This window comes from Mucilaginibacter sp. P19 (genome assembly GCF_050632265.1).
GTDB lineage: Bacteria > Bacteroidota > Bacteroidia > Sphingobacteriales > Sphingobacteriaceae > Mucilaginibacter > Mucilaginibacter gossypii.
In genome coordinates this window covers 1350086-1376500 of sequence record NZ_CP192586.1, presented here as the reverse complement: position 1 = coordinate 1376500, position 26415 = coordinate 1350086, and the positions used below count along the sequence as shown (strand labels likewise).

Below are 26415 nucleotides of genomic sequence, written 5' to 3'. Positions count from 1 at the left end.
ACAAACATATCATGCTAATAAAAAAGTGGTTTAAATTGAACTTATGCCTCGTAGCCTGCTTAGCAGGGGCACAAACTATCCAGGCACAATCCTACGTACCCGAATTGAACGATACCCGGGTAAAGATAAAACCGGTAGTTCCGGTTAAAGCCTATTCTTTTAATTTAAAGGACGTTCAATTATTGGAAAGCCCTTTTAAAACGGCAATGGATGCTGATGTTAAATATCTGCTATCTATAGAGCCCGACAGATTGCTTTCAGCTTTTCGCTCGCATTCGGGCCTTACACCTAAAGGTAAAATGTACGAAGGCTGGGAGTCATCAGGTTTAGCAGGGCATACATTAGGACATTACCTGTCGGCCATTTCCATGCACTACGCATCAACCCGCGATCCTGAATTTTTGAAACGCGTAAACTATATAGTTAAAGAACTTGACGAATGCCAGGTAGCCCGCAAAACAGGTTACGTGGGTGCAATCCCCAAAGAAGACACTATCTGGGCCGAGGTTGCCAAAGGCGAGATCCGCTCCCGTGGCTTCGATTTGAACGGTGGCTGGTCGCCATGGTATACTGTGCATAAAATTATGGCCGGGTTACTTGATGCCTATTTATATTGCAATAATGCCGAAGCCTTAAAAGTATGCAAAGGTATGGCCAACTGGACAGGCGAAACCATCAAAAACCTTGATGACGAGAAACTGCAAAAAATGCTGCTGTGTGAATATGGAGGTATGGCAGAAACATTAACTAACCTTTATGCTATTAATGGGGATAAAAAATACCTGGAGCTATCCTATAAATTCTATGATAAAAAGATCCTCGATCCGCTATCTCAAAAGCAGGATATATTGCCGGGCAAGCATTCTAACACCCAGATCCCTAAGATAATAGCCAGTGCACGCAGATACGAGCTTACCGGCGATAAAAAAGACAAGGCTATAGCCGATTTCTTTTGGGAAACCATTGTTAACCACCATTCCTACGCAACAGGAGGTAACAGCAATTATGAATACCTGAGCGATGCAGACAAACTGAACGATAAGCTAACAGAAAACACTACCGAAACCTGCAATACCTACAACATGCTGAAATTAACCCGGCATTTGTTTGCGGTTGAGCCTTCGGCCATGCTGATGGATTACTACGAGAAAGCGCTGTATAACCATATCCTTGCATCGCAAAACCACACTGATGGGATGATGTGCTACTTTGTACCATTGCGTATGGGCGGCACCAAGCATTATAGTACGCCATTTGATGATTTTACCTGCTGCGTTGGTTCAGGCATGGAAAACCATGTTAAATACAACGAAAGTATTTATTTTAAAGGTACCGACGGCAGCTTATATGTAAACCTGTTCATCCCCTCAGTACTTAACTGGGCATCAAAAGGTTTGTCGGTGAAGCAGCAAAGCAGTTTCCCTAATGATGATCATATCACATTTACGGTGAACACCAAAAAGCCGCTTACCATGGCTATCCGCATCCGTAAACCAAAATGGACTGCCAACCCAACCATCAGCATTAACGGGAAAACTCAAAATGCTGCCACTGATGATCAGGGATATATTGTGCTAAACCGCAAATGGAGCAACAACGATAAAATTGAATTTACAACACCCGAAAAACTTTATACCGAAGCCATGCCCGACAATGCCAACAGGCGCGCGGTATTTTACGGCCCGGTATTATTGGCTGGTGTTTTAGGCAATACAGAGCCCGATCCGTTGAAAGGTGTTCCGGTTTTTGTGACCAGCGAAACTGACCCTAACCAATGGCTGCAAATGGTTGATAAAAAACAGCTAAGTTTCCGCACGGTGAATATCTCAAAACCCGAAGAAGTTACTTTGATCCCTTTTAATCAAACCCAAAATCAATACTATTCTGTTTACTGGGACGTATTTACACCACAGGCCTGGGTTGTGCAGCAAAAAGCGTATGATGAACAAAGGAAAAAACAACAGGAACTGGAAGCCCGCACCCTGGATATTTTGCGTGTAGGCGAAATGCAGCCCGAGCGCGATCATAATTTCAGCAGTGAAAACGCCACTACAGGCGAAGATCACCAAAAGAAATGGCGGTCGACAGAAAACGGAGGCTTTCTGCAATACGAAATGAAGGTTGATGCCAATGCACAAAACACGCTGATTAACAGCTACTGGGGCATGGATAACCGCGGCAGAAAATTTGATATCCTGATTGATGGCGTTAAATTGGCTTCTGAAGATTTGAACCAATATAAAGAGAGCCGTTTTTACGATATCAGCTACACCTTGCCTATTGAACTGACAAAAGGCAAACAAAAAGTAACCGTAAAACTGTTGCCGCAAAAAGAGAACAGCGCAGGCCCGGTTTACGGCAGCCGGATGGTTAAAAACTAATTTTAAAGTAAAAGAACTTGAATATCATGATCAATAAACAAAAAGTTGCCGGTGCGCTTGCCTTTTCACTGGCTGCACTTACAAGTCCGGTATTGGCACAGCAAAAAGATTACCCTATTCAACCTGTTGTCTTCACCAGCGTACATGTAAATGACAACTTCTGGCAGCCCAAAATGGAAGTAAATGCCACCGTTACCATTCCGTATGTACTGGCGCAATGTAAGGCAAACGGGCGTATGGATAACTTTTTACGTGCGGCAAAAAAACTGGATGGCGATAAGTTAAGTGAGTTTCCGTTTGATGATACAGACGTTTATAAGGCCATTGAAGGTGCATCCTATTCTATGCAGAATAAAAGGAACCCGCAGCTTGATAAATCCATTGATAGCCTCATCTCCATTATTGGCGCGGCCCAGGAGCCAGATGGCTATCTATACACATTCAGGACTGTTAACGCCAAAAAGCCGCATGAATGGATAGGTTCCAAACGCTGGGAAAAGGAAGAAGATCTAAGTCATGAGCTATATAACGCAGGCCACCTTTATGAAGCCGCTGTAGCACATTACCAGGCAACCGGTAAGCGCACACTGCTCAACATTGCCATAAAAAATGCTGACCTACTTGTTAAAACTTTCGGGCCGGGCAAAATTGAGGAATATCCAGGCCACCAGATTGTGGAGATCGGCTTATCAAAAATGTACCGGGTTACCGGCAACAAACAATACCTCGACCTTGCCAAATTCTTTTTAGATGTACGCGGCCCAAAAGGAGATGCTTACAACCAGGCCGATAAAAAGGTAGTTGACCAGCATGAAGCCGAAGGGCACGCGGTACGGGCTGCTTACATGTACACCGGCATGGCCGATATTGCTGCATTGACAGGTAATACCAAATATTTGGCAGCCATAGATGATATATGGAGCGATGTGGTAACCAAGAAATTATACATCACCGGCGGCATCGGTGCAACCGGGGCAGGTGAAGCTTTTGGCGAGGCATATCAATTACCTAATATGTCGGCCTATGCAGAAACCTGTGCGGCCATTGGCAACGTTTACTGGAACAACAGGATGTTCCTGCTGCACGGCGATTCGAAATATATTGATGTGCTTGAACGTACGCTTTATAATGGCCTGTTATCGGGCGTCTCGTTGAGTGGTAACAGATTTTTCTATCCAAATCCGCTGGCTTCCATGTTCCAGCACCAGCGCAGCGCTTGGATCAGTTGTGCCTGCTGTATCAGCAACATGACCCGCTTTTTACCTTCATTACCGGGTTATGTGTATGCCAAAAACAAAAACGACCTGTACGTTAACCTGTTCATGAGCAACTCAAGCAATATCAAACTTACTGAGGGTAACGTGAACATAGTACAGCAAACGGATTACCCATGGAAAGGTAGGGTGGATATCACTGTTAACCCGGATAAAGCGGGTGAATTTACATTGAGGGTACGTATCCCGGGCTGGGCAAAACAACAACCTGTCCCCGGCGATCTGTATACCTTCATGGATAAGAAGTCTTTCCCGCTTACATTGATGATCAACGGGCAGGCAAAATCATTTGAAACAGAAAAAGGCTATGCCGTATTAAAACGCACCTGGAAAAAAGGCGATAAGGTTTCACTTTTATTACCGATGGAAACCGAAAAGGTATTGGCCAATCAACAGGTTAAAGACGACCGTGGCAGATTTGCCTTTGAGCGCGGCCCTATTGTTTATTGCCTTGAAGGCCCTGATAACAAGGATAGCCTAGTACAAAACATATTAATTGATAAAAACGCCATTGCCGATGCCAACTATCATGCCGACCTGCTTAACGGTGTTGATGTAATCAGTGCAGAAGGAAAAAGCGCCAAACGCCAACTAAAAACCGACAGCATTTTACAAACCGAGCAAATGGTGAAGGCTATCCCCTACTATGCCTGGGCCAATCGCGGTCCAAGCGAAATGACCGTTTGGATCCCCTATGAAACTTCGGCAGTGCGGCCAAAACCGGCACCTACCATTGCCAGCACCAGCAAAGTAAGCGCGTCGTTAAAAAACGTAAGGATGTTTGCTGCCATAAAAGACCAGTATGAACCCGCCGATTCCAAAGATACCAACTACCCATACCTGCACTGGTGGCCCGCCAAAAACACCAATGAGTTTGTGCAATATGATTTTGATGCCGAACATACCGTAAGCGAATCGAAAGTTTACTGGTACGATGACGGCCCATGGGGTGGCTGCCGTATCCCGGTATCGTACAAGATCCTGTATAAAAAAGACGGGCAGTGGGTTCCTGTTAAAAATACTACACCCTACGCCATAAGTAAAGATAGCTTTAACGTAGTTACTTTTGAGCCAGTTGCTACTACAGCCTTACGGATGGAAATTCAGTTACCGGTTGATAATTCTTCCGGGATCCACGAATGGGCGGTTAAATAACCTCCTGTTATCCATAATAACAGTAAAGCCTTTCCGTTTATGCGAAAGGCTTTACTATTTTAATTACACCGCAACGGAATACTTTAAGTATGAAAAAGCCCATTTTACCTATAAACTTATATTCCCTACATTTGCGGCCTTAAAAAATAAAAAAATGATAAATTTCGAAAAAGTGAAAGAAGTAATCGCAGCAGCTGAAGCTGATGCGGCAAGCTTTTATGAAAAAGGCAACAAAGCTGCCGGTACAAGGTTGCGTAACGCTATGCAACAGTTAAAAGTATTAGCTACGGATATCCGTAAAGAAGTTACTGAAAAGAAAAACGCAGCAGCTTAATCACTGTTAAAAATGTTTTTAGATAAAGCGGGGCTGGTTTTCCATGTACCCGCTTTATTTTTTTCGATGCCACTGCCATTTCAATCACTCGCTTGGGTTTTTCCACGCCGGCGAACTGCCTAAAGCACAACAAGGCATAGCAAGTACAACCTACTGCCCGACACACAGGTTTAAAATGTAACGAACCAGAAAGTATTTGTAACAAACTCAAAAGTATTTTCACTCCCGTTGATCTTTCTTTGTAAACCTTCTGAAAAAACATTCATAATCAAAACAACCCGATATGAAACGGAATACATTTGTACGCGCTTTGATGGGCGCTGCCACATTTTTAGCTATTCCATTTGATGGAGTTGCCAATAACCTCTTCAAAACCAGGGAAAAGAAAGGCTTTAAAACCGATGCAGGAGCCGATCGCGCGCAAAATCCAATGCACTTATTTGATGGTGATACTTTCTATACCAAAGTTTCAACCAGGGACACTGATGGTGATATGTATGTTTATGAATCAACCCGGGTTAAAAAAGGCGGGCCTAACCTACATGTACATTATGAGCAGGACGAATGGTGGTATATTTTAGAAGGTGAATTTCAAATAAAAGTAGGAGATCAGCTATTTCATACCAAACCCGGCGACAGTGTATTTGGACCGCGGGGCGTTCCGCATACTTTTACTAAAATAGGCGATGGCGCACCAGCTAAAATGCTGATTACCTTTCAGCCGGCCGGTAAAATGGAAGCTTGTTTCCAGGCACTGAGCGATGGTTTGATGAAAGGTAAATCCGAAGCCGAGCTTGACGCATTCAGAAAGGAACATGGCTTTGAACGTGTAGGCCCCCCGCTTGATTACTATAAAAAGTTTTAGCCGGCGCAACCATCATTTTTACCAAATAATTTATTTCTGATGTTAATTTATATACCTTCTTACTTATCATGAAGTGGCTTGCTTTTAAACAAAAACTGAGCCTGGTTTACTTATGCCTTATACCTTTAGCAGTTGTAGCTATAGGATTTGGGATAGGCCACGTGAGTTATAAAATTTATTTGCCAATTTGGGTTGTTAACGCCTGTTTAATGGTAGCAGCAACTTGGCATTTAGGTGGCTATCAACTCCGAAACAATAACCAGGAGATAAAGAAGCAGGTAATCACAGCTTTATTACTATTTGCACCCTGGCTATTATTTTCCATTTTCGCCGGAATGGGGCCACCACCTGCTACTTTACAGGGTTGGGTAAATGCTGCTGCAGAGCAGCAGATCCGGTATACTATACTCATTACAGGCGGTATTTTATTCGCGCAGGGTTCTGCATTGTTGAAAGTAAAATTACAGGCGGCAGGCGAAAATCTATATTCGGTAATGGCTTCAGCAGCGATTAATCTTGCATTGCCACTCTTTATCATCAACATGGCTTTTTGGGGATATTATCTAACCGATGCATTCGGGGTGTTTATACAATCAGGTGTTTCCAAACGCCCGGACCTGCATGGGCCAATAAAAAGTTTATTTTATGTGATCAGTATAGCCGAAGTATTACTGATGTACCTTGGCACCGTATTTTTTGCCGTTTCACTTAAAGTCACCGGGCGTTTTAATCCGGTTGCCTGCCGGTATTATATCATCTTCGGTTTAATAGGCATGATGCTGGTTGTATTACCATCCTACTGGCCCGAGCCATTCGGCACCGCCGGTTACCTTGTTGCTATACCTGCCATCCCTTTCATAATGCCATACCTTATTGGTGTACACCTGTTAAAGCATGCTAAAGCTGATTAGCTCAAAACTTGTAATATAATAAAGGAGGGCGCTGCTACTTTTTCTTTAAAGTAACAGCGCCCTCCTTTTAATTGGCTACCCTGACCCTATTTCCCTAAAACATCCAAAACAGGGTGATCAATCGCATTTAATGTATTTTCTGATGGTTTTATCAGTTCAAGTACGGTAATTTCATTATTACCTTTTTTGAGCCATTCAACCGGCACATACAAGGTTTGCTGAGGACCGCAATTCCAGTAGCGGCCTAAGTTGTGTCCGTTGAGCCAAACAATACCCTTACCCCATGTACTCATATCAAGATAGGTATCGGCCAATTTATCAACCTTGAAAACTGCTTTTTTCAATTGCGGTGCGTTGTTAGCTGCAACTTTTTTAATTGCCGGATTTGTTTTCACTTTATTGATATCATCAAAAGGCAGTGAATACATTTTCCAGTTTTTCAGCTCAGTACCGGCAAAAAGTACCTTTTCGGTAATACCCTTTTTGTTTTTAAGCAGATAAGGCCCAAAATTGATGCGGCCAAGGTTTTCAACCAAAATATCCAATGTTACCTTTCCTTTTGGTAAGCTGATCATCAAGCTATCCTGGTATTTGCGCCTGTCGACGATCCCCACACGCTTACCGTTTACGAAGATCATGCCATAATCGCGCAGGTCTTTCAATTTAAGCAGACCAGATTTGCCGCCGTTAATGGTTGTACGATACAACACAAAACCGTAAGCCTGGTTCAGGTCTTCAAAAGTAAGCGGAGTATTGTTGGTCTTTGCAAGCGGCAACACATTAAATAAACTGGTTGATTTGGTAAATTTAATTACAGGCAGCTCCATAGCAGGTTTAGCAGCCGGAACTTCGGGCAGGGTTACGCCTGCCGGAAGGTGTTTACTAATCACCTCTCTAAACTTCATGAACTTATCGGTAGCGTTACCTGCCTCATCAAGCGGGGCATCATAATCATAACTACTGATTTGTGGTTCATATGGATTTTGATCATTATAGTTTGCACCGTTCATGAAGCTGCGTGTTGTACCGCCATGAAACATATACATGTTAATGGAAATACCTGCTGCCAATACCGAATCAAGCTTTGGTATAAATTTAGCCGCCGGTACAGTATGATGCGCGGTTCCCCACCAGTCGAACCAGGCCGGGTACCATTCGGCAATAAAATAAGGGCCCTTGCCATTATAATTTTCGCCGATCAATTTTTTAACTTTTGCTACATCATCGACACCGTTTATAGCAGGCAGCAAGCCCGGTAAATGACCATCCTTTATAGCTGGTTCAGGGTCGCAGGTGTAAAGCTGGCCGTCAAAACCAGCATCAATAAACATTTTGCGGTTAAGGGCCAGGTAATCTTTATCGCTGCCGTACGAGCCGTATTCATTCTCTATCTGTACCATTAAAATATTACCGCCGTGGTTCACCAACAGTGGTGACAATTGCTTACCTACCTGGGTAAGATATCTTTTATAAGCTTCCAGGTATTTAGGCTCCTTGCTGCGCACCACTAAGCCCTGCTCTTTTTCAAGCCAGTATGGGTAACCGCCAAACTCCCATTCGGCGCAAACGTATGGGCTTGGGCGTAGTATCACCCAAAGGCCTTCCTCCTTTGCTATTTTAACAAACTCAGCAATATCATGATTGCCTGTAAAATCATAATGTCCTTTTTGTGGCTCGTGAACATTCCAGAAAACATAGGTACCAATAGTGTTCAAACCCATTGCTTTGGCCATTTTCATACGCTGGCGCCAGGCCTCACGCGGAACGCGGGTATAGTGCATTTCGCCTGAAATGATCTGCAGCGGTTTACCATCAAGCAGAAATGTAGTATCGCCAAGAGCAAAAGTATGTTTGGCATTTTGCGCCTGCAGCTTTGCTGATGCAAACAGGATAACAAAGAGGAACAGTAGTTTTATAAGTTTCATAAATTGAAAAAATGCAGGGTTTTAGTTTTTATTTGTATAAGGGGGTTGACTATTTTACGGTTAATGTTATAGTTGATGATTTAAGATTACCGGCACCAAACTGCACCTGTACCACGCCAGGTTTACCTGTAGTTTGTACATAGGCCAATAAGCGCCCATGCAATGCTTTACGTTTGTTTGATTGGTAGCTTTCATGGCTGCTGTTGCTGCCGCTTTCAAGACCCAATAGTTTAGCTGCGCCGTTAACTGTTACTATTATCTCATCGGTAGCAGTAAATACCGGGTTCCCGTTTTTATCGGTAATGTAAATCTCAATCTGGCTCAAGCCTTTTGTGTTATGGTTAAACAGGATATTATCAGCTACCGTTTTAAGTTGATAAGCATCGCCGGCTGTTTTGATATTGTTAGTGCATACTTCAATACCGTTGTTGTAACCTTTAACAACCAGCTCGCCAGGCTCATAGTCAACCTGCCATGATGGAACCTGCCCTCTTGCGGCGCCGCTTATTTGTTTACCAAGAGATTTGCCATTCAGGAACAATTCTGTTTCCTGGCAATTGGTAAAGCAATCAACTTTTACTTTACTGCCAGATTGCCAATTCCAAACAGGCTCGGCAGTACGGTGGCTCCAGATCCCTTTGTCATCGGTCCCGGTTATAGGACGTGCACCTATATAAGCCATGGGCTTGTCCGACCAAAGACTTTGCCTGAAGAAATATTCAGGCTTTTTAAAGCCGGCCAGATCAATAAGTCCTGCTCCGTTACTGCGCTGCGGCCATTTGCCGGCTTCACCCAGGTAATCTATACCAGTCCACAGGTATTGGGCCGAAATATATTCATTACTGTCTACAGCGTTCCAGGCTTGTTTTTGCATGCCGTTCTCACTGCCGTAAATGATCCGGTTGGGATATTTTTTATGATCTTCGGGGTACCGGTATTCCTGGTAATTATAGCCCACAACATCCAATACATCAGGGTAGCCAACTTCGTTCGACATCACCACACCGGCCAGCGCAGCAGTTACCGGGCGGGTTTGATCAACCGCTTTTACAGCTTTAACTAATTGTTTGGCTATCGGTGTTAAACCGCTTGCCGGGGGATGATCAGGCAGGTAGCCCTTACCATAGATCTGCGGGTTGCGGCCTGTGTTTAACACCTCATGGGTATATGGGTCGTTGGGGTAATCTATTTCGTTACCAATGCTCCACATAATGATAGATGGATGGTTACGCGCTCGCAGTACCATATCAGCTACATCCCGATCTGCCCATTCTTTAAAATATTCGTGGTATCCGTTTTTGGATGGCGTACCAACATTCCAGCCTGCTACCCATTTGTTTTTTCCTACCTCCCATTCGTCAAAAGCTTCGTCCATTACTAAAAAGCCCATCTTATCGCACAAATCGTATAAATAATCGGCATGAGGGTTATGGCTTAACCTGAGCGAATTTACTCCTGCATCTTTCAATAATTTCAACCTGCGTACCCAAACTTCCTGCGGAACGGCTACACCCAGGGCGCCTGCATCATCATGGATACAAACGCCTTTAAGTTTGGTACTTTTACCATTTAAAAAGAAACCCTTATCCTTATCGAAACGGATACCGCGGATCCCTACAGATTGCGTTACCTCGTCAAATGCTTTACCATTGCGGCTAAGTGAAACCTGTAATTTATAGAGCTCGGGCTTTTCGGTGTCCCATAGTTTGGGGGACGATAATTCTTTCTCAAACTCAACCTCGTGTACTCCCGGTTTTGCTTTTATTTGTTTTTGGAGGGCAATAGCCGCTTTTCCTTTCTCATCAAGCAGGTTTACTTTCACTAATACAGAAGCATCAACCTTGTTGCTGTTGGTAACACTCACCTTAGCTTTTACGGTAGCTTTCTCTAACGAAATATCAGGCGTTGTAAATGCTACATCCCAGGGAGCAATGTGTACAGGATCTTTAACGATGAGGTATACATTACGATAAATACCCGAGCCGGTATACCACCTTGAATCAGCGAACTCGCTGTGATCTACTCTTACAGCTATCGTATTTTTTCCGGTTAAATTTAGATACCTGGTCAGCTCATACTGAAACGCAATAAAACCATTTGGACGTTTACCTAAATAATGCCCGTTGATCCATACCTCGCTGTTTTTATATACCCCATCAAAATAAATATATACCTGCTTCGCTTTCCAGGCTGCATTACCGGCGAAACTCTTTTTGTACCAGCCAATCCCCCCGGGCAAATAACCGGTAGCACTTGCCCATTCATCGCTAAAAGGGCCTTCAATGCTCCAGTCATGCGGCAGATCAACAGTTCTCCATTGCGTTTCGGAAGCGATCCCGCTGATCCCCGTGCTGATATCGCCCTTGTGGAAAGACCATGCCGCATTAAATAAAACCGGCTTACCAATGCCCTGGGCCTTAAGTAAGCCAGGTAGCATTAACATGCCAAGTACAAAAAGTAGCAGATGTTTTTTATTTTTCATTTGATGATAGAGAGATAAAATGCTATTTAATGACACCTGTAAACGTGACAATGGAACGTGCCGGAACAACATTCTCATCGCCGGTTGCTTTACCGGCTTTAAGTTCATCAACCTGCGATGTTAAATAGGATGATGTAAACTGAACTTTAGCATTATCTATGTGAAATGCCGCTCTTACCTCATTGGCACCCTGGTTAATTATAACCACGGTTAAGTTTTTTCCATTTTTAAATGCCGATACCAGCAAGGGCTTTCCCTCAGCTACTGATGAAACTTCAGCATCAACCCTCACAGCTCCGGGTTTAACAAACCTGCTGTAGTTACCCATGGCCCAAAGCATTTTACTGCCGTAAAAATTGCCGTCGGTTTTATTTTTGTCGATGTAGATGAGGCCATCCTTATAATCATAGGCCGAAATGGCTGTCCACCATTGCCAGGCCGACGCGTTGGCGGCTGTAAGATCAGTGTGGATCACCGATGCTAAATATAGCGCGGCATCAATACCCAGATCACGCTTGTTACCGTCTATCTCACCCGCATTATCGCCTAAGATGCAATACTCCGATTGCCAGAAATCAAGACCATTAATAGTCGCAATACTATCGGCCAATGCCCTGCGAGCTTTTACTGACGATGCCATTGGCGACGTAGTGAAATAGCTGTGCGCCGCGATAGTTTTGGCTACCGAAGGCAGGTCGCCTATGTAATTGGCCGATCCCGGCTTAAAAAAATCGGTTATCAGGCTGCCTTTACCTGGCTTATCACCTTTAGTAAATAAATAGTTGATGCTCCCGGCCTCACCAACCAAAATCTTTGAGCTAATCTTATTATTGATAAATTCTTTATTGATGGCCCGTATCAATCCTGCTACCTCGGCATTATTATAGGGGGCACCTTCCTGACCGCCATCGCTCCAATCCCACTGAGGTTCGTTTACCGGGCTTATGTAATCAAATTTTACTTTGCTTACCTGCTCAACTCCCTTTACAACTTTAGCCAGGAACACGGCATAAGCATCATACTTATCGGGTGCTATATTAACTTTGCCACCGGTAGCGTAAGCCTTTCCATTAACAGTAAACTGCACTGGCGGACTGTTGTTAAAACCTAAAAATTGCTTAACCCCGCGCTTTTTGGCAGCCTCAAGAAACCACAACTGCCCGGCCTGGTTTCGCCAGTTATAGCTGCCATCGCCGTTTAAAAACGATTCAGCACGGCGCCACTCGTCCTTAATGCCACTTTCGTTTCCCTGCTGAGTACTGCCAGCACCAATGTTAAACCTCCATAATGATAAGCCTATACCCTTAGGCGATCCATCGGCATAGGTGTCCCGGCTAAAAAGCAGGTCGGCAATTTTATTGCGCTTATCATCAGGCCAGTTACCCACAAACTGGCAGGCCCACGCATCCGAAGCACCAAAATTGCTAATGATTTGGTGCGTTTTTGAAAAATTGATATCAATAGTTACTTCTTTGCCCTGGCCGCTTACAAAAGGAATATTAATCCCCAAAACGGCCGCAGCCAGCAGTATTTTTTTATAGTAGTTTTTATTATCATAGTGTTTAAATCAACAAATAAAACAGCACTGTTTAGCGCTGTTTTATTGCAATATTATTGTTGCACTATTTGCCATTGCTGGTTAGTAGCGCCGCCATAAGGCCACTGAATGATGCCTGCACCATTTGTGGTTGATGCGCCGTTAACATCAAGCGCAAGCCCGCTGTTACGGTTAAGTACTTTATAAACACCATCGCTGGTAGCAGTAAGCTGCCATTGCTGGTTGTTGCCGCCGTTCCAGGGCCATTGTATAATGGCCGCACCGTTGGCAGTTGAACTCATATTGACATCAAGCGACTGCGTGCTGTTGCGGTTAGTTATTTTGTAATAGCCACCACCGTTGGCAGCAATAACCCATTGCTGGTTATTGCCCCCGTTTTGAGGCCATTGTATGATACCTGCTCCATTGGCAGTTGAGCCACCATTAACATCAAGCGCCTGGCCGCTGTTAACATTTAAAAACCTGTAGTAAGCGCCTGTGTAAAAAGTGTCGGTACCGCCGGCCCCTACGCCCCAGGCATACTTAATGCGGCTTAAGCCCGATGCATTTGTTGTTGATACGGTAAGACTGGTACCTGTCCCGTTTAATTGTTGAATGGCATAGCTATCGCCGGTACGTACGCCCGGCCAGTAAACCGCGCCCATGCCGTAGGCACGTGCTTGGTTGGTTAATCCCTGCAGGTACGCAATTTCCTGATCACCGCCTATGGCGCCGGTATAATTTTTACCACCCGTCATCGGGATACCAAACTCGGTAAGCACCGCGCGGCTGCTATAAGCGCCAATATTACCTTTCAGGCGGTTTTCCCATTGCAAAGCAGTAGTAAGTGTACCATTACTGAAAAAGGTATAATCATGTATCGACAATAAACAGCCCGAAAAACGGCTATCGGCCCCTACCCCGGTAATATCCTGCGAATAGGACGTACCGCTGATCAAAATCCTTCCCTGCGGAACAGAAGGATAGTTACTTAACCACTGGGCACAGATGGTTGTCCAGTCGGTTAAAGTATAGCCATGTGGCTCGTTAAATATTTCAAAGTACACGTGGGCATTGCTGCCATATTTGGTAACAATGGTTTGCCACATCGACCAAAATTCGGTGGTATTATCTATCTTACCATCTTCGGATGATTTGGCTTCCCAGTAGCCCAGTATCACATTCATTCCCTTGCTCAATGCTTTATCGATAACGCCGGTGTATGAATTCCACCAGGTTTGCGATACGGTTGAATAGTTTACAGGCAGCCTTACCGTATTTGCCCCTGTATTAGCCTGTATGCCTGTTAAAACAGCATCTGCTTTAGCCGATACCGTGGCATAACTATCAGCAGATGTTAAACCGCTTAATACCAGTATCCCGTCGCTAAAATTATCACCATCAGCCGCCCAGTTCACGCCTTTCAGCGCGCTTGCCGGTGTTGAATCTGTAGTTACTGTTTTATCTCCTGTTTTTACTTCATCCGGAGTTGACGATTTTTTTACTGATACGATATCCTTTTTACACCCGGCCACCAAACAACACATCGCTATTAATGCAATACTTAAGTTTTTCATAATTTGCTATAGGTTATAATTGGAAGGAAAAAAGGGGGAAGAAAGAAACTCTTCCCCCGGAATATTGGTTATTAGTAACCAGGGTTTTGTTGTAACTGACCACCTGATGCCTGGATTTCAGTTCTTGGTATTGGCAACCAGTAATGTTTGGTTTCAAACTTTCTACCATCCAAAGCAATTTTTGGCGTATAAACAAACTTGCCATTGGAATCTTTGGTAATGATTACACCACCAGCTGGCTTATTTTCCGTAACCTCGGCAATTTTCCAGCGGCGTACATCATAAAAGCGGTGCTCTTCAAATGCCAGCTCAACGCGGCGTTCGTAGCGTACGGCATCACGCATCTGTGATTGCGACATACCTGCAGCCAAAGGAGGCATATTAACACTTGGACGTGAACGGATCAGGTTAATAGCGGTACGTGCGGATAAGGTTGAACCTGAAGGTACAACATCAGGGCCATAAGCCTCATTAGCTGCCTCAGCAAAATTCAACAGGATTTCGGCATAGCGGAAATAGATCCATGGCTGGAAGCCTGCGTTACCCCACGGGTTTTGCAGAGGGTAAGCATCGTTCATGTATTTTTTAAGATAGTAACCTGTTTTAGTGGTATTCCAGTTATCAGGTCCATCTTTACTATCCTTACCACCTGGAATATAAGAGTCAACCGTTTGACCACGGTAAAGAGCGCCATTGTATAAAACAGTAGCAGCAAACCTCGGGTCACGGTGGTCATACGGATGTGTTGGGTCATAACCAGATGTCGGATCTGTAATGGCTTTACCATTATCCATTTCATAATCATCAACCAGGTTTTGAAGCGGCGTGTTACCAGCCCAGCCGCCATAACCGTTGGGGCCGTTGGCTATCTCAAGGTGCGTATGGTTAGCGTTTTTAGTGTATAAACGTTCAAAAATGGTTTCGTTGGTTTCGTTAACTAAAAACAGGTTATTATAGCCACCGGTGTAGATACCATATTTATTCAAACTGATAACAGCTTGCGCAGCGGTAACAGCATCGGCCCAGGTACCTGCATTATATAAGGGGCTTGCAGCATATAATTTCAGCCTTGATTTTAAAGCCAACGCCGCGCCTTTAGTAGCACGGCCCAAAAGCCAGCTACCATCATTGTTTAGCGGCAATTTTGATGCGGCGTCGTCAAGCTGGGCACTCACGTAATCAATACACTCTTTGATAGAAGCACGTTTAGATAGTGACGGGTCCTGCAGGTTATCATTAAGGTTAGTTACTTTATCCCCCATCAACACAACTCCGCCATAATTGCGGATCAAGTCCTGATAACGGAAAGCCCTGATAAATTTAAGTTCGCCCTCTATGCGGGTTTTATGGGCGGCACTTAAAGCAACTGTCGGTAAAAGAGCAAGTGCTGAATTACATTCACGGATACTGCGATAGCTACGTGCCCAAAGCACACCTGCACCACCTAAATTTTCGGGAGCAAGCTGGCCCCTTTGAATCAGCCAGGTAGCATCATCATTATTATAAATAGACTCGTCAGTGAGTGAGCTCCACATGCTATATTCAAAACCACGGCCAAAACCAGGGTTTGAGCCATCACCCTCTTTATCCTGTAACCTGGCACCTATGTAACGATTCGTTACAAACGCTTCAAATACAGCTGTGTCTGAAGCAATCGCCGATGAAGCAATCCTATCGGTTGGTGTTACATCCAGTAAATTCTTTTTACATGCTGTAATACTCAGCATACCGCCCATCATCAAAAATAGTGGGGCTTTATATTGTAGTTTCATTATCGTTTGATTTAAAATTTCACGTTAGCACCTAAGTTTATAATTCGTTGCTGCGGATAAAACTGTCCGCTGCCACTGGTTCCCTCTGGGTCGTAATCCTTAACTTTGGTAATGGTAAACAAGTTGAATGCACTTGCATACACTCTTAAGCCACCGATTTTAAGTTTCGACAGGAACGGTGCGTTGAAATTGTAGCCTAACTGTACGTTTTTTAACCTCAGGAATGATGCGTCATTAAGCCAGAAATTATTGGGATATAATCCACCGCTAATGGCATTTGATGAACGGTCTGAAACCCTTGGATAAGTTCCATTGGTATTTGACGGACTAAAGCGGTTATCGGCCCAGCTACTGTAAAAATTACCTACGCTACCTGCTTCAGGCAACACATATTGACTAACCTGGGCCTGGCCTGCAAACAGAACTGACAGGTCAAACCCTTTATATGCTGCGTTTAAACTAAATCCGTAAGTGATTTGAGGGATGTTACCGTATTTTGTACGGGTTTGGTCGTCGGCTGTAATTTTGCCATCGTTGTTATAATCAAGGTATTTCAAGTCGCCAACTTTAGCACCCGGAACATGTGGATAAGCGTCGAGCTCGGCTTGGGTACGGAATATACCTATGGCATCGTAAAGTAACGATGTGCCTAATGGGCGTCCTGTTTGTCGCTGATAGGGCAAAGTCGCCACTGTGCTTGCTTCATCAATAAAAACAATTTTGCTTTTTGCATAAGTGAAGTTTCCGCTTACTCCCCATGTAAAGGCATGCCCTGTGCTATTGTAACCTAATGTTGCTTCAAAACCATCGCTGTTAACTTTGCCAATGTTTTCTAAAGGCACTAACGGGGTATAATTTGCCGAACCATCATTAAATGGGTTTACGATACCTGATGAGGCTGGCACAGAAGCATTCCTTGCAGCAAGGATATTATTTCTCCTTTGCTGGAAATAAATAGCCTCTACTGTAAAGTTATGCAGGAAAGTGGCATTAATGCCAATGTCAAGTTTTTTAGCGGTTTCCCAGGTGATGTTAGGATTTGCAAGTTTTGTAAGGGTAACATTTGGCTGGATAATGTTTGAACCGCTGCCCGGCGTACTGGCCACAAAGCCATTATTTACTAAAGTGTAGTTATTAAAATATTGGAAGGGTGTTATGTTATCATTACCTAACGAGCCATAAGAAACCCTTAGTTTCAGATCATCAAAAAAGCTCACGCTGTTTTTAAACCAGTCTTCTTTCGTGATTCTCCAACCAACTGAAGCCGAAGGGAAATAACCCCAACGGGTAGCCCCCGGGAACACAGAAGTTCCATCGGCACGTAACTGCCCTTCAAACAGATACTTTTCATCGTAGGCGTAAGTTAAGCGACTGATGTAGCTGGCGCGGTTGTAATTTGAACTTAAACCAGAGTTAAGATAATCGGTGGCAGCGCTTCCGCCTTGCGACAGGTCTGGTAGTTGTGAAGATAAGTAATTGTAACGCGTTGCATCAAAATATTCTTTATGGTTTTTACTTTGCTCATAACCTACAAACGCGCTTATATCATGCAAACCAAATTTGTGCGCATAGTTCAATTTGATGTTGGAAGTTAGCAAACTCTGATTTTCCTGCGACTCGAATAAAGTAGCAGCGTTATTATTACCGCCGACAGTAACTTTGTTATAAACCTGTGTGCTCGCAACATAGCTGTATAAAACGTACGGTTTGCTGAAATTTTTATCAAAATTGTATGATTTATCAACCGAGAAAAAACCGTCAACCGATAAACCTTCAATGCCAGGGATAGCATAGCTACCTTTTAAAATACCATTGAAAACCTGTTTGGGGTTATTATTGATACCGCCAATATCGGTTGCCTGTACAGCTGGGTTATTATTCTCAATACCTGTAGTTGGCAAACCATTTGGGTAATAAGCTGCAACAATAGGTTTGGCTCTGTAAACAGAACGGAAAAGATCGCCGGCACCTGTTACAGGGAACTGCCTGTCTTCCTCACGGCCAGATAACGATAAACCTACTTTTAAGCGTTTGGTAACGTTAGCATCAATATTTGAGCGGAAATTATATTGGTGATACTTAGTTGCTCCGTTTTTATAAATACCATCCTGATAAAGCGTACCCAATGAAACGAAGTATTTTATATCCTCGCCGCCGCCAGAAACCGAAAGGCTATGTTGGTTTTGCAATGCTGAACCTTTAAGCGTTTGCTTTTCCCAATCAGTGTTTGGATAATTTAACGGATCCGATCCGTCTTTAAATTTCTGAATCTGATCGGCTGTGTAAGATTGATTTAAGCCGCCCGCCGGGTTCGAGTCATAGTTGATCTCGTTCATGATTTGGGCATAAGTTGCCGCATCAGCCATTTTTGGTAAACGGGTTGGCGAACTAAAGCCCTGATTAAAGCTGTAATTGATGGTTGGCTTGCCTGATTTGCCACGTTTTGTAGTAATGAGGATAACACCGTTTGCGGCCCTGTTACCGTAAATAGCAGCAGACGCATCCTTTAATACCGACATGTTTTCGATATCGTTAGGATCGAGACGCTCTAAACCACCTATCTGGGCCGGCACCCCGTCAACAACGACGAGCACATCGTTATTGCCTGTAGTGGCCAAACCACGCACGGTAATACCTGAACCGTCATATCCTGGCTCACCACTGCGATTGTTAACAATTACACCTGAAAAACGACCGGCAATACCATTTGAAAGGTTGGGCTGCGGACTTTTTACCAGCTCGGAACCTTTTACCTGCGAAATGGAGCCTGTTAAGGTTGCCTTTTTCTGAGTACCGTAACCTACAACTACCACCTCATTCAATGATTTTGAGTCGGCTGTTAATTGTACATTGATTGTAGTTTGTCCGTTAAGAACAACCTCCTGAGATGTGTAGCCAATGTAGCTAAACACCAGTGTGCCCGATGAAGCGTTTGGAACATTAAGGCTAAAGTTACCTTTAATATCGGTCACCACGCCGGTTGAAGTCCCTTTTAAGGATACACTTACACCTGGTAATGTTTCACCTTTTTCGTCGGTTACTTTACCGCTAATTCTGGCATCAGGTAAGCGCTGCTCATTAATGGTACCCGCAAAAGCCATTACCGGCATTTGGACTGTAGCGAAACAAGCAACGGCCATGCTGGCCGCAACTACGAAAAAGCGGGGTGATCTTTTCCGATGGGGAGAATCCTTTTCGAGTAAATTTGGTTTCATATGGTTTTAAAAAATTGGTTTTTTAATCGGCTTAAACCTTGCAAAGCGAGGCGCATAAAAACAAGGAAGTGGATTCGGCATAGATAAATTACCGCCCCATTTTGACCTTATTATTTATACACAGTACAAAAGTTTGGTTTAAACCTTGGTTATTGGTAGGGCTAAATTGCGTTTTAAAGCAAAAATGAGTGAGGGGTAAATTCTGAATAAGACAGGGGGTATTTCATAAAAAAGCGCTTAAAAACAGCGTTTGGGGCACTTTTTAAAGAGGGGGTAAATCAATACTGGCAGGGGGACAAAAATAAGTTGTAGTATTTAGCTCCCAAACATTGCTGCGCTTGTCGTCACCTCGTTACTTTGTAAAGAAGGGCCACAAAAACCACTCTTAGCTATTTGCTGTGAAAATGAAGGCGAAGGGAAGTTGGTCCGACGAAGCATGAACCAGGTGAATCAACCAACCGATAAACAAGATTAATTCTCTTTAATCACATCCCGGTTCACGTTGTAATTGTTGTGAAATGGCTTACGATATTTCTTGATATAATCAGAAGGGTTTATCCCGAACAACTTATTAAACTGTTCCCTGAAGTATTTCAAATCATTCAAGCCCACCTTATAAGCTGTTTCGTACACGGTGCTATCGGTTGTAAGCAATATTTCGGCAGCCTTACGCAAGCGGATAAAACGGATAAAACTGTTTGCCGATTGCCCGGAAATAGATTTGATCCGCTTGTACAAATTAGAGTGACTCATGCCTATTTCGGCAGCCAGTGTTTTAATGCTGAAATCCGGGTCGGTTAAGTGCTGTTCAACTATCTGGAGGCATTTTTCCAAAAACTCCTTGTACTCCTGCGAGATCTTCAGATCGTTTGATTTGTTAAGGGTTATTTCATTATAGAAATACTTCTGCAGGTTGTTTCTGCTTTTCAGGATCCCGTTAACACGGGCCACCAGGATCTCTTTTTCAAAAGGCTTGCTAATATAATCATCCGCCCCTCCTTCAATACCTTTGAGCTTTATTTCGGGCGAGGAACTGGCGGTAAGCAATATCACAGGGATATGGTTCAGCACAGGATCTTCCTTAATACGGCTACATACCTCAATACCGCTTAACCCCTGCATCATTACGTCGCTTATCACAATATCGGGTACCAGGTGATAAACAAGGTCAAGCCCATCCGTACCGTTATCGGCCTCAAAAATCTCAAATTCGCCGCTAAAAATTTGTTTAAGGTAAGTACGGATCTGTTGGTTATCATCAATCAGCAGCATGGTTTTGGTGTCGGAGCTTAAAGCCTCAGAACTTTTGGCAGCGACGGCGTTTTCAGCTTCAACGGCGACTAATTCACCTTTATTCTCCATCAGCTCATCCAGGAACACCGAAGTTTCGGCAATGTCTTCAAACACAAATTGCTGCCCAAAATGCTCCCGGCCTTTTAACAGCGATACATGAAACGCCGTACCCTGCCCCTGCTGGCTGCTATAACCGATGCTGCCTTTATGATTTTCAATAAATGCTTTAACCAAATATAGCCCGATACCAAAACCGCCTGCCATTGGCGCCGAATTTTGCAACTGGTAAAACTTGCCGAATAGCTGATCGCCGGTCCCCTCGGCTATTCCACAGCCGCTATCCTTGATCTCAATGGTAATTTTATCGTTAAAATCGGCTATTGTACAAGTTACTATGCCATACTCCGGTGTAAACTTCAACGCATTCGAGATGAGGTTAAACAGAGCTATTTCCATTTTTTCCCTGTCGGCATAAATCTCCATCGCATCCCTTTGACTTACAAAATCAAACTGAATATGCTTGGTACGTGCCTGGTGACTAAAACATAAAAACACCTCATGACAAAGGGATACGATATTGAGCCTTACTATTTTAAGCTTATCGGTGTCGCTTTCGGCTTTCCTGAACAGTAAAAGCTGATCAACCAAACTCAAAAGACGCCGTGCGTTGCGATAAATGATATGCAAATTGCCAGCGTCATCAGTAACCTCGCCCTTCCCGAACAACATATCCTTTACCGGGTTGATGATGAGTGTTAACGGGGTACGGAATTCATGCGAGATATTGGTAAAAAAGAAAGTTTACGCTCGTTAAGCTCCTTATCTTTTTCGGCCGAAAGCTGGGCTACTTTAACCTCGTATTTAAGCCTGGTTTGGCGGTTTCTGTAAAGTATATAGTAATAAGTTACAACCCCTGCTGCTGCTATATAAATTAAATAAGCCCACCATGTTTTATACCAGGGCGGCAGGATCTTAACCTGTAAGGTGGCATAATTATCAAACCACAAGCCATCCTGGTTGGATGCTTTTACCCTGAACGTATATTCTCCGGGTTCAAGGTAGCGGTAAGTTGCAAGCCGCTGATCGCCAACATAGTTCCAGGTTTTATCAAGGCCATCCAGTTTATAAGCAAACCCGCCTTTATCCGGATAGGTATAATTTAATGAGGCATACTGGATAGAAAATACCGACTGATCGGGCTGTAATGTGATCTGCCTTGCCTGGTTAATGGCTTCGGGCAATACTGTACGGTCCTTGTCAAGCCCGCCAACTTCAACCTGCTTACCAAAAATTTGTAATCCGGTTATAATAACTTTTGGTTTATAGTCGCTTTGATTTACTTTTCCCGGGTCAAAAAAGTTAAGCCCTTCTGTTCCCCCAAAATACATCAATCCATTAGCAGAATCAAACAAAACAGACCCCGCGTTAAACTGCCCGGCCTGTAACCCGTCCGACTGATCATAATTTAAGATCTTGTTATTCCGTACATCAAGGTTTGATAAGCCTTTATTGGTACTTAGCCATAATGAACCATCGGATGATTCCTTGATGGCCGATACTGTATTGTTAGCGAGACCATTAGTTTCATTAAACTTTTTAAAAACCCGGTTTTGAAGATCATATGAAATTAGTCCATCGCCTTCAGTTCCTATCCATAACCTGTGTTGTTTGTCGGGATGGAGTGAAAATATCACCTGACCTGGTAAATTGCTTTTTTCATCGGCGGGTTTAAAATACCTGCTGAATTTCTTTTGCCCGGCGTTATAAAAATCAAGTCCCCCACCATAAGTACCAACCCATAAATTACCTTTATCGTCTTCGGCAATTGATCTTACATCGTATGAAGTAAGGCCGCTATTGGCAGGGGTATAGTTGGTGAAAGTTTTTGTAACGGCATTAAACAGGCACAAGCCGCCGCCGTTGGTGCCAATCCATAAATTTTTATGCTTGTCCTGGTAGATAACCCGTACGTCGTTACCACCCAGGCTTTTGTTATTTGCCTGGCTGTGTAGGTAGTTGACAAACGAATCCGTTTTCTTGTTATACTGCAAAAGCCCCTTTGCATAAGTACCAAACCATAAATTATTATCCTGATCGGTATAGCCGAATAAAATGGCATTATCGGTAATACTGCCGGGTTGCCCATCTGCTTTGTATTGCTTTATCAGGGTGCCGTTATGGCTGGTTTTGTAAATCCCCTCGCCGTCAGTGCCCAGCCATAAAAAGCCGTCGCTATCCTGGCACAGGCCATAAAACCTTACCAAGCTTTCGCCGCTGGCCCCATATCGCTTTTTAGCAATCTTTGAAAATTTCTCCTTAATGCTGCTCACCATGTAAATGCCATCGCCATAGGTACCTACCCAAACATTTTTATCCTTATCTATATAAAGCGTTTGAACAGAGCGCTGTGTAAGGTAATATCCGTCATCGCCGGTTACCGGCTGAAGAAAAAAGTTATTAATGTTGTAGTTGGGACTTGTGCCAATGTTAACTTTAAACAAACCGCCATCCTGCAGGCCTACAAGCAATTGCTTATCACTATCCTCAATAACTGATATGTATCGTTTACTTTTAATACCCTGCTGACTGGTTTGCAGTAAGGTAAATTTATTTGATTGCCTGTTGTAGTAGCCGAGCCCGCCTCCAGTTGCTATCCACATGTTGTGAAAATGATCTTCAAAAATGTCATTGATCCGGGTACCCGGCAGGTTGGCTATTGGAGGGCCTATGCCCGCAAGGTTGGCTATTACACCATCCTTATGACTAAAAACATTGATGCTGCCTTCCTGTGTACCCACCCATACCAGGCCCCTTGAATCTTCGTACAAACAGAGCACCCTGTTACTTGACAACCGGGATAAATTGGCTTGGGTGTAATTAACAACCTTTGCCGATTTGGTATTGAAATAAGAAAAGCCCTGCCCATAAGATGTGATCCATAAATTACCATCATGGCTTTGAATGATATTACTGATATCGTTTTTGACGGCCCTGTTAGAGGTGAATTTATAATGGATAAACTTTTCTGTACGGCTATCAAATTTGCTGAGGCCGTTTCTTGACGATACCCAGATGCTGCCATGAACATCGCACAAAACCTTTTGTACATAGTTACTGGCCAGCGCAGTTGAATCGCCCAGGCGCGACTTAAAAATCTTAAAAGTTGTACCGTCAAAACGATTGAGGCCATCATTGGTGGCAAACCACATAAAACCCTTATCATCCTGTGTAATGCTATTTACAATACCAAAAGAAAGACCATTTTTTAAAGAATAATTGAGGATCTTATTTTTGATGGGCGACTGGGCATAGGCCGAGGAAATGATCAAACAAAGAACAATGCAGCAGAAGGATCCCTTTTTCATTAACACGTTGCAGGCTGTGAATTACACAAATAATTGGAAGATTAAAGCTACCTAATTAATTGTAAAGTAAACAATAATATTGCAAAATGTAAAATACCCGTTACAATAAGAAGTAATGGCTCACCCTTATCATATATAAAAATTGTAAGGACAGCATTATTTACAGCAACGATTACTGCATATTGGCGATCTGTAATTGCTGATAATGATCCATTACCTCGTCGAAACATATAGCGAGCCACCTGGTATAATCGCCCGGGTTTTCTTTCAGGTCGACTGCCAGCCGGGCCATGGTTATGTATTTAAATGAGGAGACCTCGCCATGGTCAGGGATCGGCAAAGCATCGGTGATGCCAAAAAACACATGATCGTATTCATTTTCAACCAGATCGTCCTGGATAGCTGCACAGTAAACAAAAGAAAATACAAAGTTAAGTTCGGCGGCCATTCCCATCTCCTCCTGTAACCTGCGATGGGCTGCTGCAAATGTGGGTTCGCCGGGCCTTGGATGGCTGCAGCAGGTGTTTGTCCATTTGCCACCCGAGTGATATTTGCCTTCGGCGCGTCGCTGCAACAGGAGCTCTCCTTTTTTATTAAAAATAAAAACTGAAAACGCACGGTGTAGCTTCCCTTGAAGATGCGCCTTCATTTTTTCCATAGTGCCAATTTCCTGATCATCGCGATCAACCAAAATCACGGTTTCTTCTATCTTCACTCGCTATAATTTGTTGTAATCTTCCTGATGAGACACGCAGATCTCAGGAATTTCTTGTTATTTTTTGTTAATCCTAAAAACAGGGCCAAAGCCATACCGCAAATTTCAGCTTTATTTTCAATAAAAAACGGATTTCCTTTTGGAGAAACCCGTTTTATTTTACGAAGTGACACTTGTTTAGTTTACATCAAACCAAAGCTTGGTAGTAAGCGCATCGGCTCCCTGTGCTGCTACTGCCGACTGGTAATTAGTTTTGTTTAGCGATTGCTCTGTTCCCGGATAAATAAACCTTACCGGTATTTTACCATTAAGTGTACCTGCAACTGCCGGCTGTAATTGCGGATAATCAAGCCTGCGCCATTCGGTCCAGCCTTCCAATCCCTGGCCAAACAGCGCTAACCACTTTTGCTCGCCTATTGATTTTTTATAATTAGAGGCATCATATTGCACTGCCGGCTGCGCTATATAAGTAGCGATATCAGCCGAAGCAATACTGTACTGAGCCAACGCAGCAGTAACCGCCTGACTGTATAATGAAGCGGCATCTTCGGTAGTAAAACCGCGAGCGGCAGCCTCTGCCCTGTCAAACAAGCTCTCTGCATAGCCTAATATTACAGCAGGGGCATGTGGTGCACGAAAATAAGTGCCTGGTTTAGAAGTTTTGGTGAAGCCGTAATTGCTGGCATCGCCCACCAACAAACCGTTTGGCAAGCCAACATAGGTTTGAGGCGTTACATCTTGTGTTTTAGCGGCATATATTGATAAGCGGGGATCATTAAGTGCAAACAGCTTATCCACTATAGTTTTGCTGATACGGTAATCGTCACGGGTATCAAACAGGTTGCTTATCGGATTTTGGTTAGGCGAATCTAAATAAACCAACTGCGCGGTTTCGACATTCGAACTGATGTATGAACCGCCTTCGGTCTTAATATCATCTAATACTTGCTTAGCTTTTGCAGGTTCCCTATCGGAAATGCGCAAGGCGATGCGAAGCCTTAACGAGTTGGCAAATTTTTTCCATGAAGCAATATTGTTGCTATAGATCACATCTCCTGCTATAGCTTTGCCTGATGGATCAAGCGCCGTTTGAGCTGCTTTAAGGTCATCCAGCAAAGCAAAATAAACATCCTTTTGGGTGTCATAAGCCGGGGTAAGGTACTGATCAATATTGGTGGCCTGCCTGTAAGGAATATTCCCATAAGCCTCTGTTAATAAGCTAAATACCCATGAACGAAGTACCAGTGCAACGCCTTTATAATTGGTATTACCCTGGGCATCGGCAAGTTTGATGATCTGGTTAAGGTTTACAATGCTTTTTGAATAGCCCGTGCTCCACAGCTCCTCAAACGCACTACTGGCGTAAATATACCTGTCGGGGTCGGTGTATTGAATTTTAGACCAATACTGCACAAAAAGAAGACTAGCATCCATGTTATTGGCTACACCCCAATAGGTATCTGCCGTTGCTTTGGTGGCTGCGGTTAATAGATAGTCGGGCTGTGCTGTTTGTGAGCCGTTAGGGTTTTGATTGATCTTTAACAGATCCTTTTTGCACGATGTTACCGATAATAAAACCGCGGCAGATAATATGCTGATATATTTAAGTTTCAT

The 26415-nt window shown here is 43.6% G+C and carries 15 protein-coding genes; 5 read left to right on the top strand and 10 right to left on the bottom strand.

The window, feature by feature from the left end; all coding sequences use genetic code 11:
* Window positions 1-11 precede the first annotated feature (11 nt).
* The 5 genes from ACQ86K_RS06455 (at window position 12) to ACQ86K_RS06435 (ending at window position 6920) form a co-directional block, all read left to right on the top strand.
* The gene (locus tag ACQ86K_RS06455; RefSeq protein ID WP_176844364.1) at window positions 12-2381 is read left to right on the top strand and encodes a glycoside hydrolase family 127 protein; all 2370 of its coding nucleotides are present in this window, start codon (window positions 12-14) and stop codon (window positions 2379-2381) included.
* Between the two features lie 26 nt (window positions 2382-2407).
* On the top strand, window positions 2408-4810 hold the full coding sequence (locus ACQ86K_RS06450) for a glycoside hydrolase family 127 protein (RefSeq protein ID WP_176844363.1): 2403 nt from the start codon (window positions 2408-2410) through the stop codon (window positions 4808-4810).
* 154 nt (window positions 4811-4964) lie between these two features.
* On the top strand, window positions 4965-5144 hold the full coding sequence (locus ACQ86K_RS06445) for a histone H1 (RefSeq protein WP_090532015.1): 180 nt from the start codon (window positions 4965-4967) through the stop codon (window positions 5142-5144).
* 283 nt (window positions 5145-5427) lie between these two features.
* A complete protein-coding gene (locus ACQ86K_RS06440; protein ID WP_091162989.1) occupies window positions 5428-6009 on the top strand; it encodes a cupin domain-containing protein in 582 nt (193 codons plus the stop codon).
* A 209-nt stretch (window positions 6010-6218) separates the two neighbouring features.
* Window positions 6219-6920 (top strand): hypothetical protein, encoded by a 702-nt coding sequence (locus tag ACQ86K_RS06435; RefSeq protein WP_176844362.1) that lies wholly within the window; start codon window positions 6219-6221, stop codon window positions 6918-6920.
* Between the two features lie 86 nt (window positions 6921-7006).
* Here ACQ86K_RS06435 and ACQ86K_RS06430 read toward each other — a convergent pair whose 3' ends face one another.
* The 10 genes from ACQ86K_RS06430 to ACQ86K_RS06385 form a co-directional block, all read right to left on the bottom strand.
* Window positions 7007-8845, bottom strand: coding sequence for a glycoside hydrolase family 35 protein (locus ACQ86K_RS06430; protein WP_091162987.1), 1839 nt, complete (start codon window positions 8843-8845; stop codon window positions 7007-7009).
* A 49-nt stretch (window positions 8846-8894) separates the two neighbouring features.
* Window positions 8895-11327: a glycoside hydrolase family 2 TIM barrel-domain containing protein gene (locus tag ACQ86K_RS06425; protein ID WP_091162986.1), complete on the bottom strand. Its 2433-nt coding sequence runs from the start codon at window positions 11325-11327 to the stop codon at window positions 8895-8897.
* Between the two features lie 22 nt (window positions 11328-11349).
* Window positions 11350-12837, bottom strand: coding sequence for a glycoside hydrolase (locus tag ACQ86K_RS06420; protein ID WP_431200032.1), 1488 nt, complete (start codon window positions 12835-12837; stop codon window positions 11350-11352).
* A 101-nt stretch (window positions 12838-12938) separates the two neighbouring features.
* Entirely contained in the window at window positions 12939-14441 is a 1503-nt protein-coding gene (locus ACQ86K_RS06415; protein ID WP_091162984.1) for an RICIN domain-containing protein, read from the bottom strand.
* A gap of 71 nt (window positions 14442-14512) precedes the next feature.
* Entirely contained in the window at window positions 14513-16213 is a 1701-nt protein-coding gene (locus tag ACQ86K_RS06410; RefSeq protein ID WP_091162983.1) for a RagB/SusD family nutrient uptake outer membrane protein, read from the bottom strand.
* An 11-nt stretch (window positions 16214-16224) separates the two neighbouring features.
* Window positions 16225-19428, bottom strand: coding sequence for a SusC/RagA family TonB-linked outer membrane protein (locus ACQ86K_RS06405; protein ID WP_218134347.1), 3204 nt, complete (start codon window positions 19426-19428; stop codon window positions 16225-16227).
* 471 nt (window positions 19429-19899) lie between these two features.
* Entirely contained in the window at window positions 19900-21468 is a 1569-nt protein-coding gene (locus ACQ86K_RS06400; protein ID WP_431200805.1) for a hybrid sensor histidine kinase/response regulator transcription factor, read from the bottom strand.
* A gap of 8 nt (window positions 21469-21476) precedes the next feature.
* Window positions 21477-24086 (bottom strand): ligand-binding sensor domain-containing protein, encoded by a 2610-nt coding sequence (locus tag ACQ86K_RS06395; RefSeq protein WP_431200031.1) that lies wholly within the window; start codon window positions 24084-24086, stop codon window positions 21477-21479.
* Window positions 24087-24258: 172 nt separating this feature from the next.
* Window positions 24259-24801, bottom strand: coding sequence for an isopentenyl-diphosphate Delta-isomerase (gene idi / locus ACQ86K_RS06390; protein ID WP_431200030.1), 543 nt, complete (start codon window positions 24799-24801; stop codon window positions 24259-24261).
* Window positions 24802-24978: 177 nt separating this feature from the next.
* Window positions 24979-26415, bottom strand: a complete 1437-nt coding sequence (locus tag ACQ86K_RS06385) for a SusD/RagB family nutrient-binding outer membrane lipoprotein (protein ID WP_431200029.1) — start codon at window positions 26413-26415, stop codon at window positions 24979-24981.

Excerpts from the sequence above, each read along its gene's own strand:
- ACQ86K_RS06455 (WP_176844364.1), top strand. The coding sequence starts at position 12 with ATGCTAATAAAAAAGTGGTTTAAATTGAACTTATGCCTCGTAGCCTGC.
- ACQ86K_RS06450 (WP_176844363.1), top strand. The coding sequence starts at position 2,408 with ATGATCAATAAACAAAAAGTTGCCGGTGCGCTTGCCTTTTCACTGGCT.
- ACQ86K_RS06445 (WP_090532015.1), top strand. The coding sequence starts at position 4,965 with ATGATAAATTTCGAAAAAGTGAAAGAAGTAATCGCAGCAGCTGAAGCT.
- ACQ86K_RS06440 (WP_091162989.1), top strand. The coding sequence starts at position 5,428 with ATGAAACGGAATACATTTGTACGCGCTTTGATGGGCGCTGCCACATTT.
- ACQ86K_RS06435 (WP_176844362.1), top strand. The coding sequence starts at position 6,219 with ATGGTAGCAGCAACTTGGCATTTAGGTGGCTATCAACTCCGAAACAAT.
- ACQ86K_RS06430 (WP_091162987.1), bottom strand. The coding sequence starts at position 8,845 with ATGAAACTTATAAAACTACTGTTCCTCTTTGTTATCCTGTTTGCATCA.
- ACQ86K_RS06425 (WP_091162986.1), bottom strand. The coding sequence starts at position 11,327 with ATGAAAAATAAAAAACATCTGCTACTTTTTGTACTTGGCATGTTAATG.
- ACQ86K_RS06415 (WP_091162984.1), bottom strand. The coding sequence starts at position 14,441 with ATGAAAAACTTAAGTATTGCATTAATAGCGATGTGTTGTTTGGTGGCC.
- ACQ86K_RS06410 (WP_091162983.1), bottom strand. The coding sequence starts at position 16,213 with ATGAAACTACAATATAAAGCCCCACTATTTTTGATGATGGGCGGTATG.
- ACQ86K_RS06405 (WP_218134347.1), bottom strand. The coding sequence starts at position 19,428 with ATGAAACCAAATTTACTCGAAAAGGATTCTCCCCATCGGAAAAGATCA.
- ACQ86K_RS06395 (WP_431200031.1), bottom strand. The coding sequence starts at position 24,086 with ATGAAAAAGGGATCCTTCTGCTGCATTGTTCTTTGTTTGATCATTTCC.
- ACQ86K_RS06385 (WP_431200029.1), bottom strand. The coding sequence starts at position 26,415 with ATGAAACTTAAATATATCAGCATATTATCTGCCGCGGTTTTATTATCG.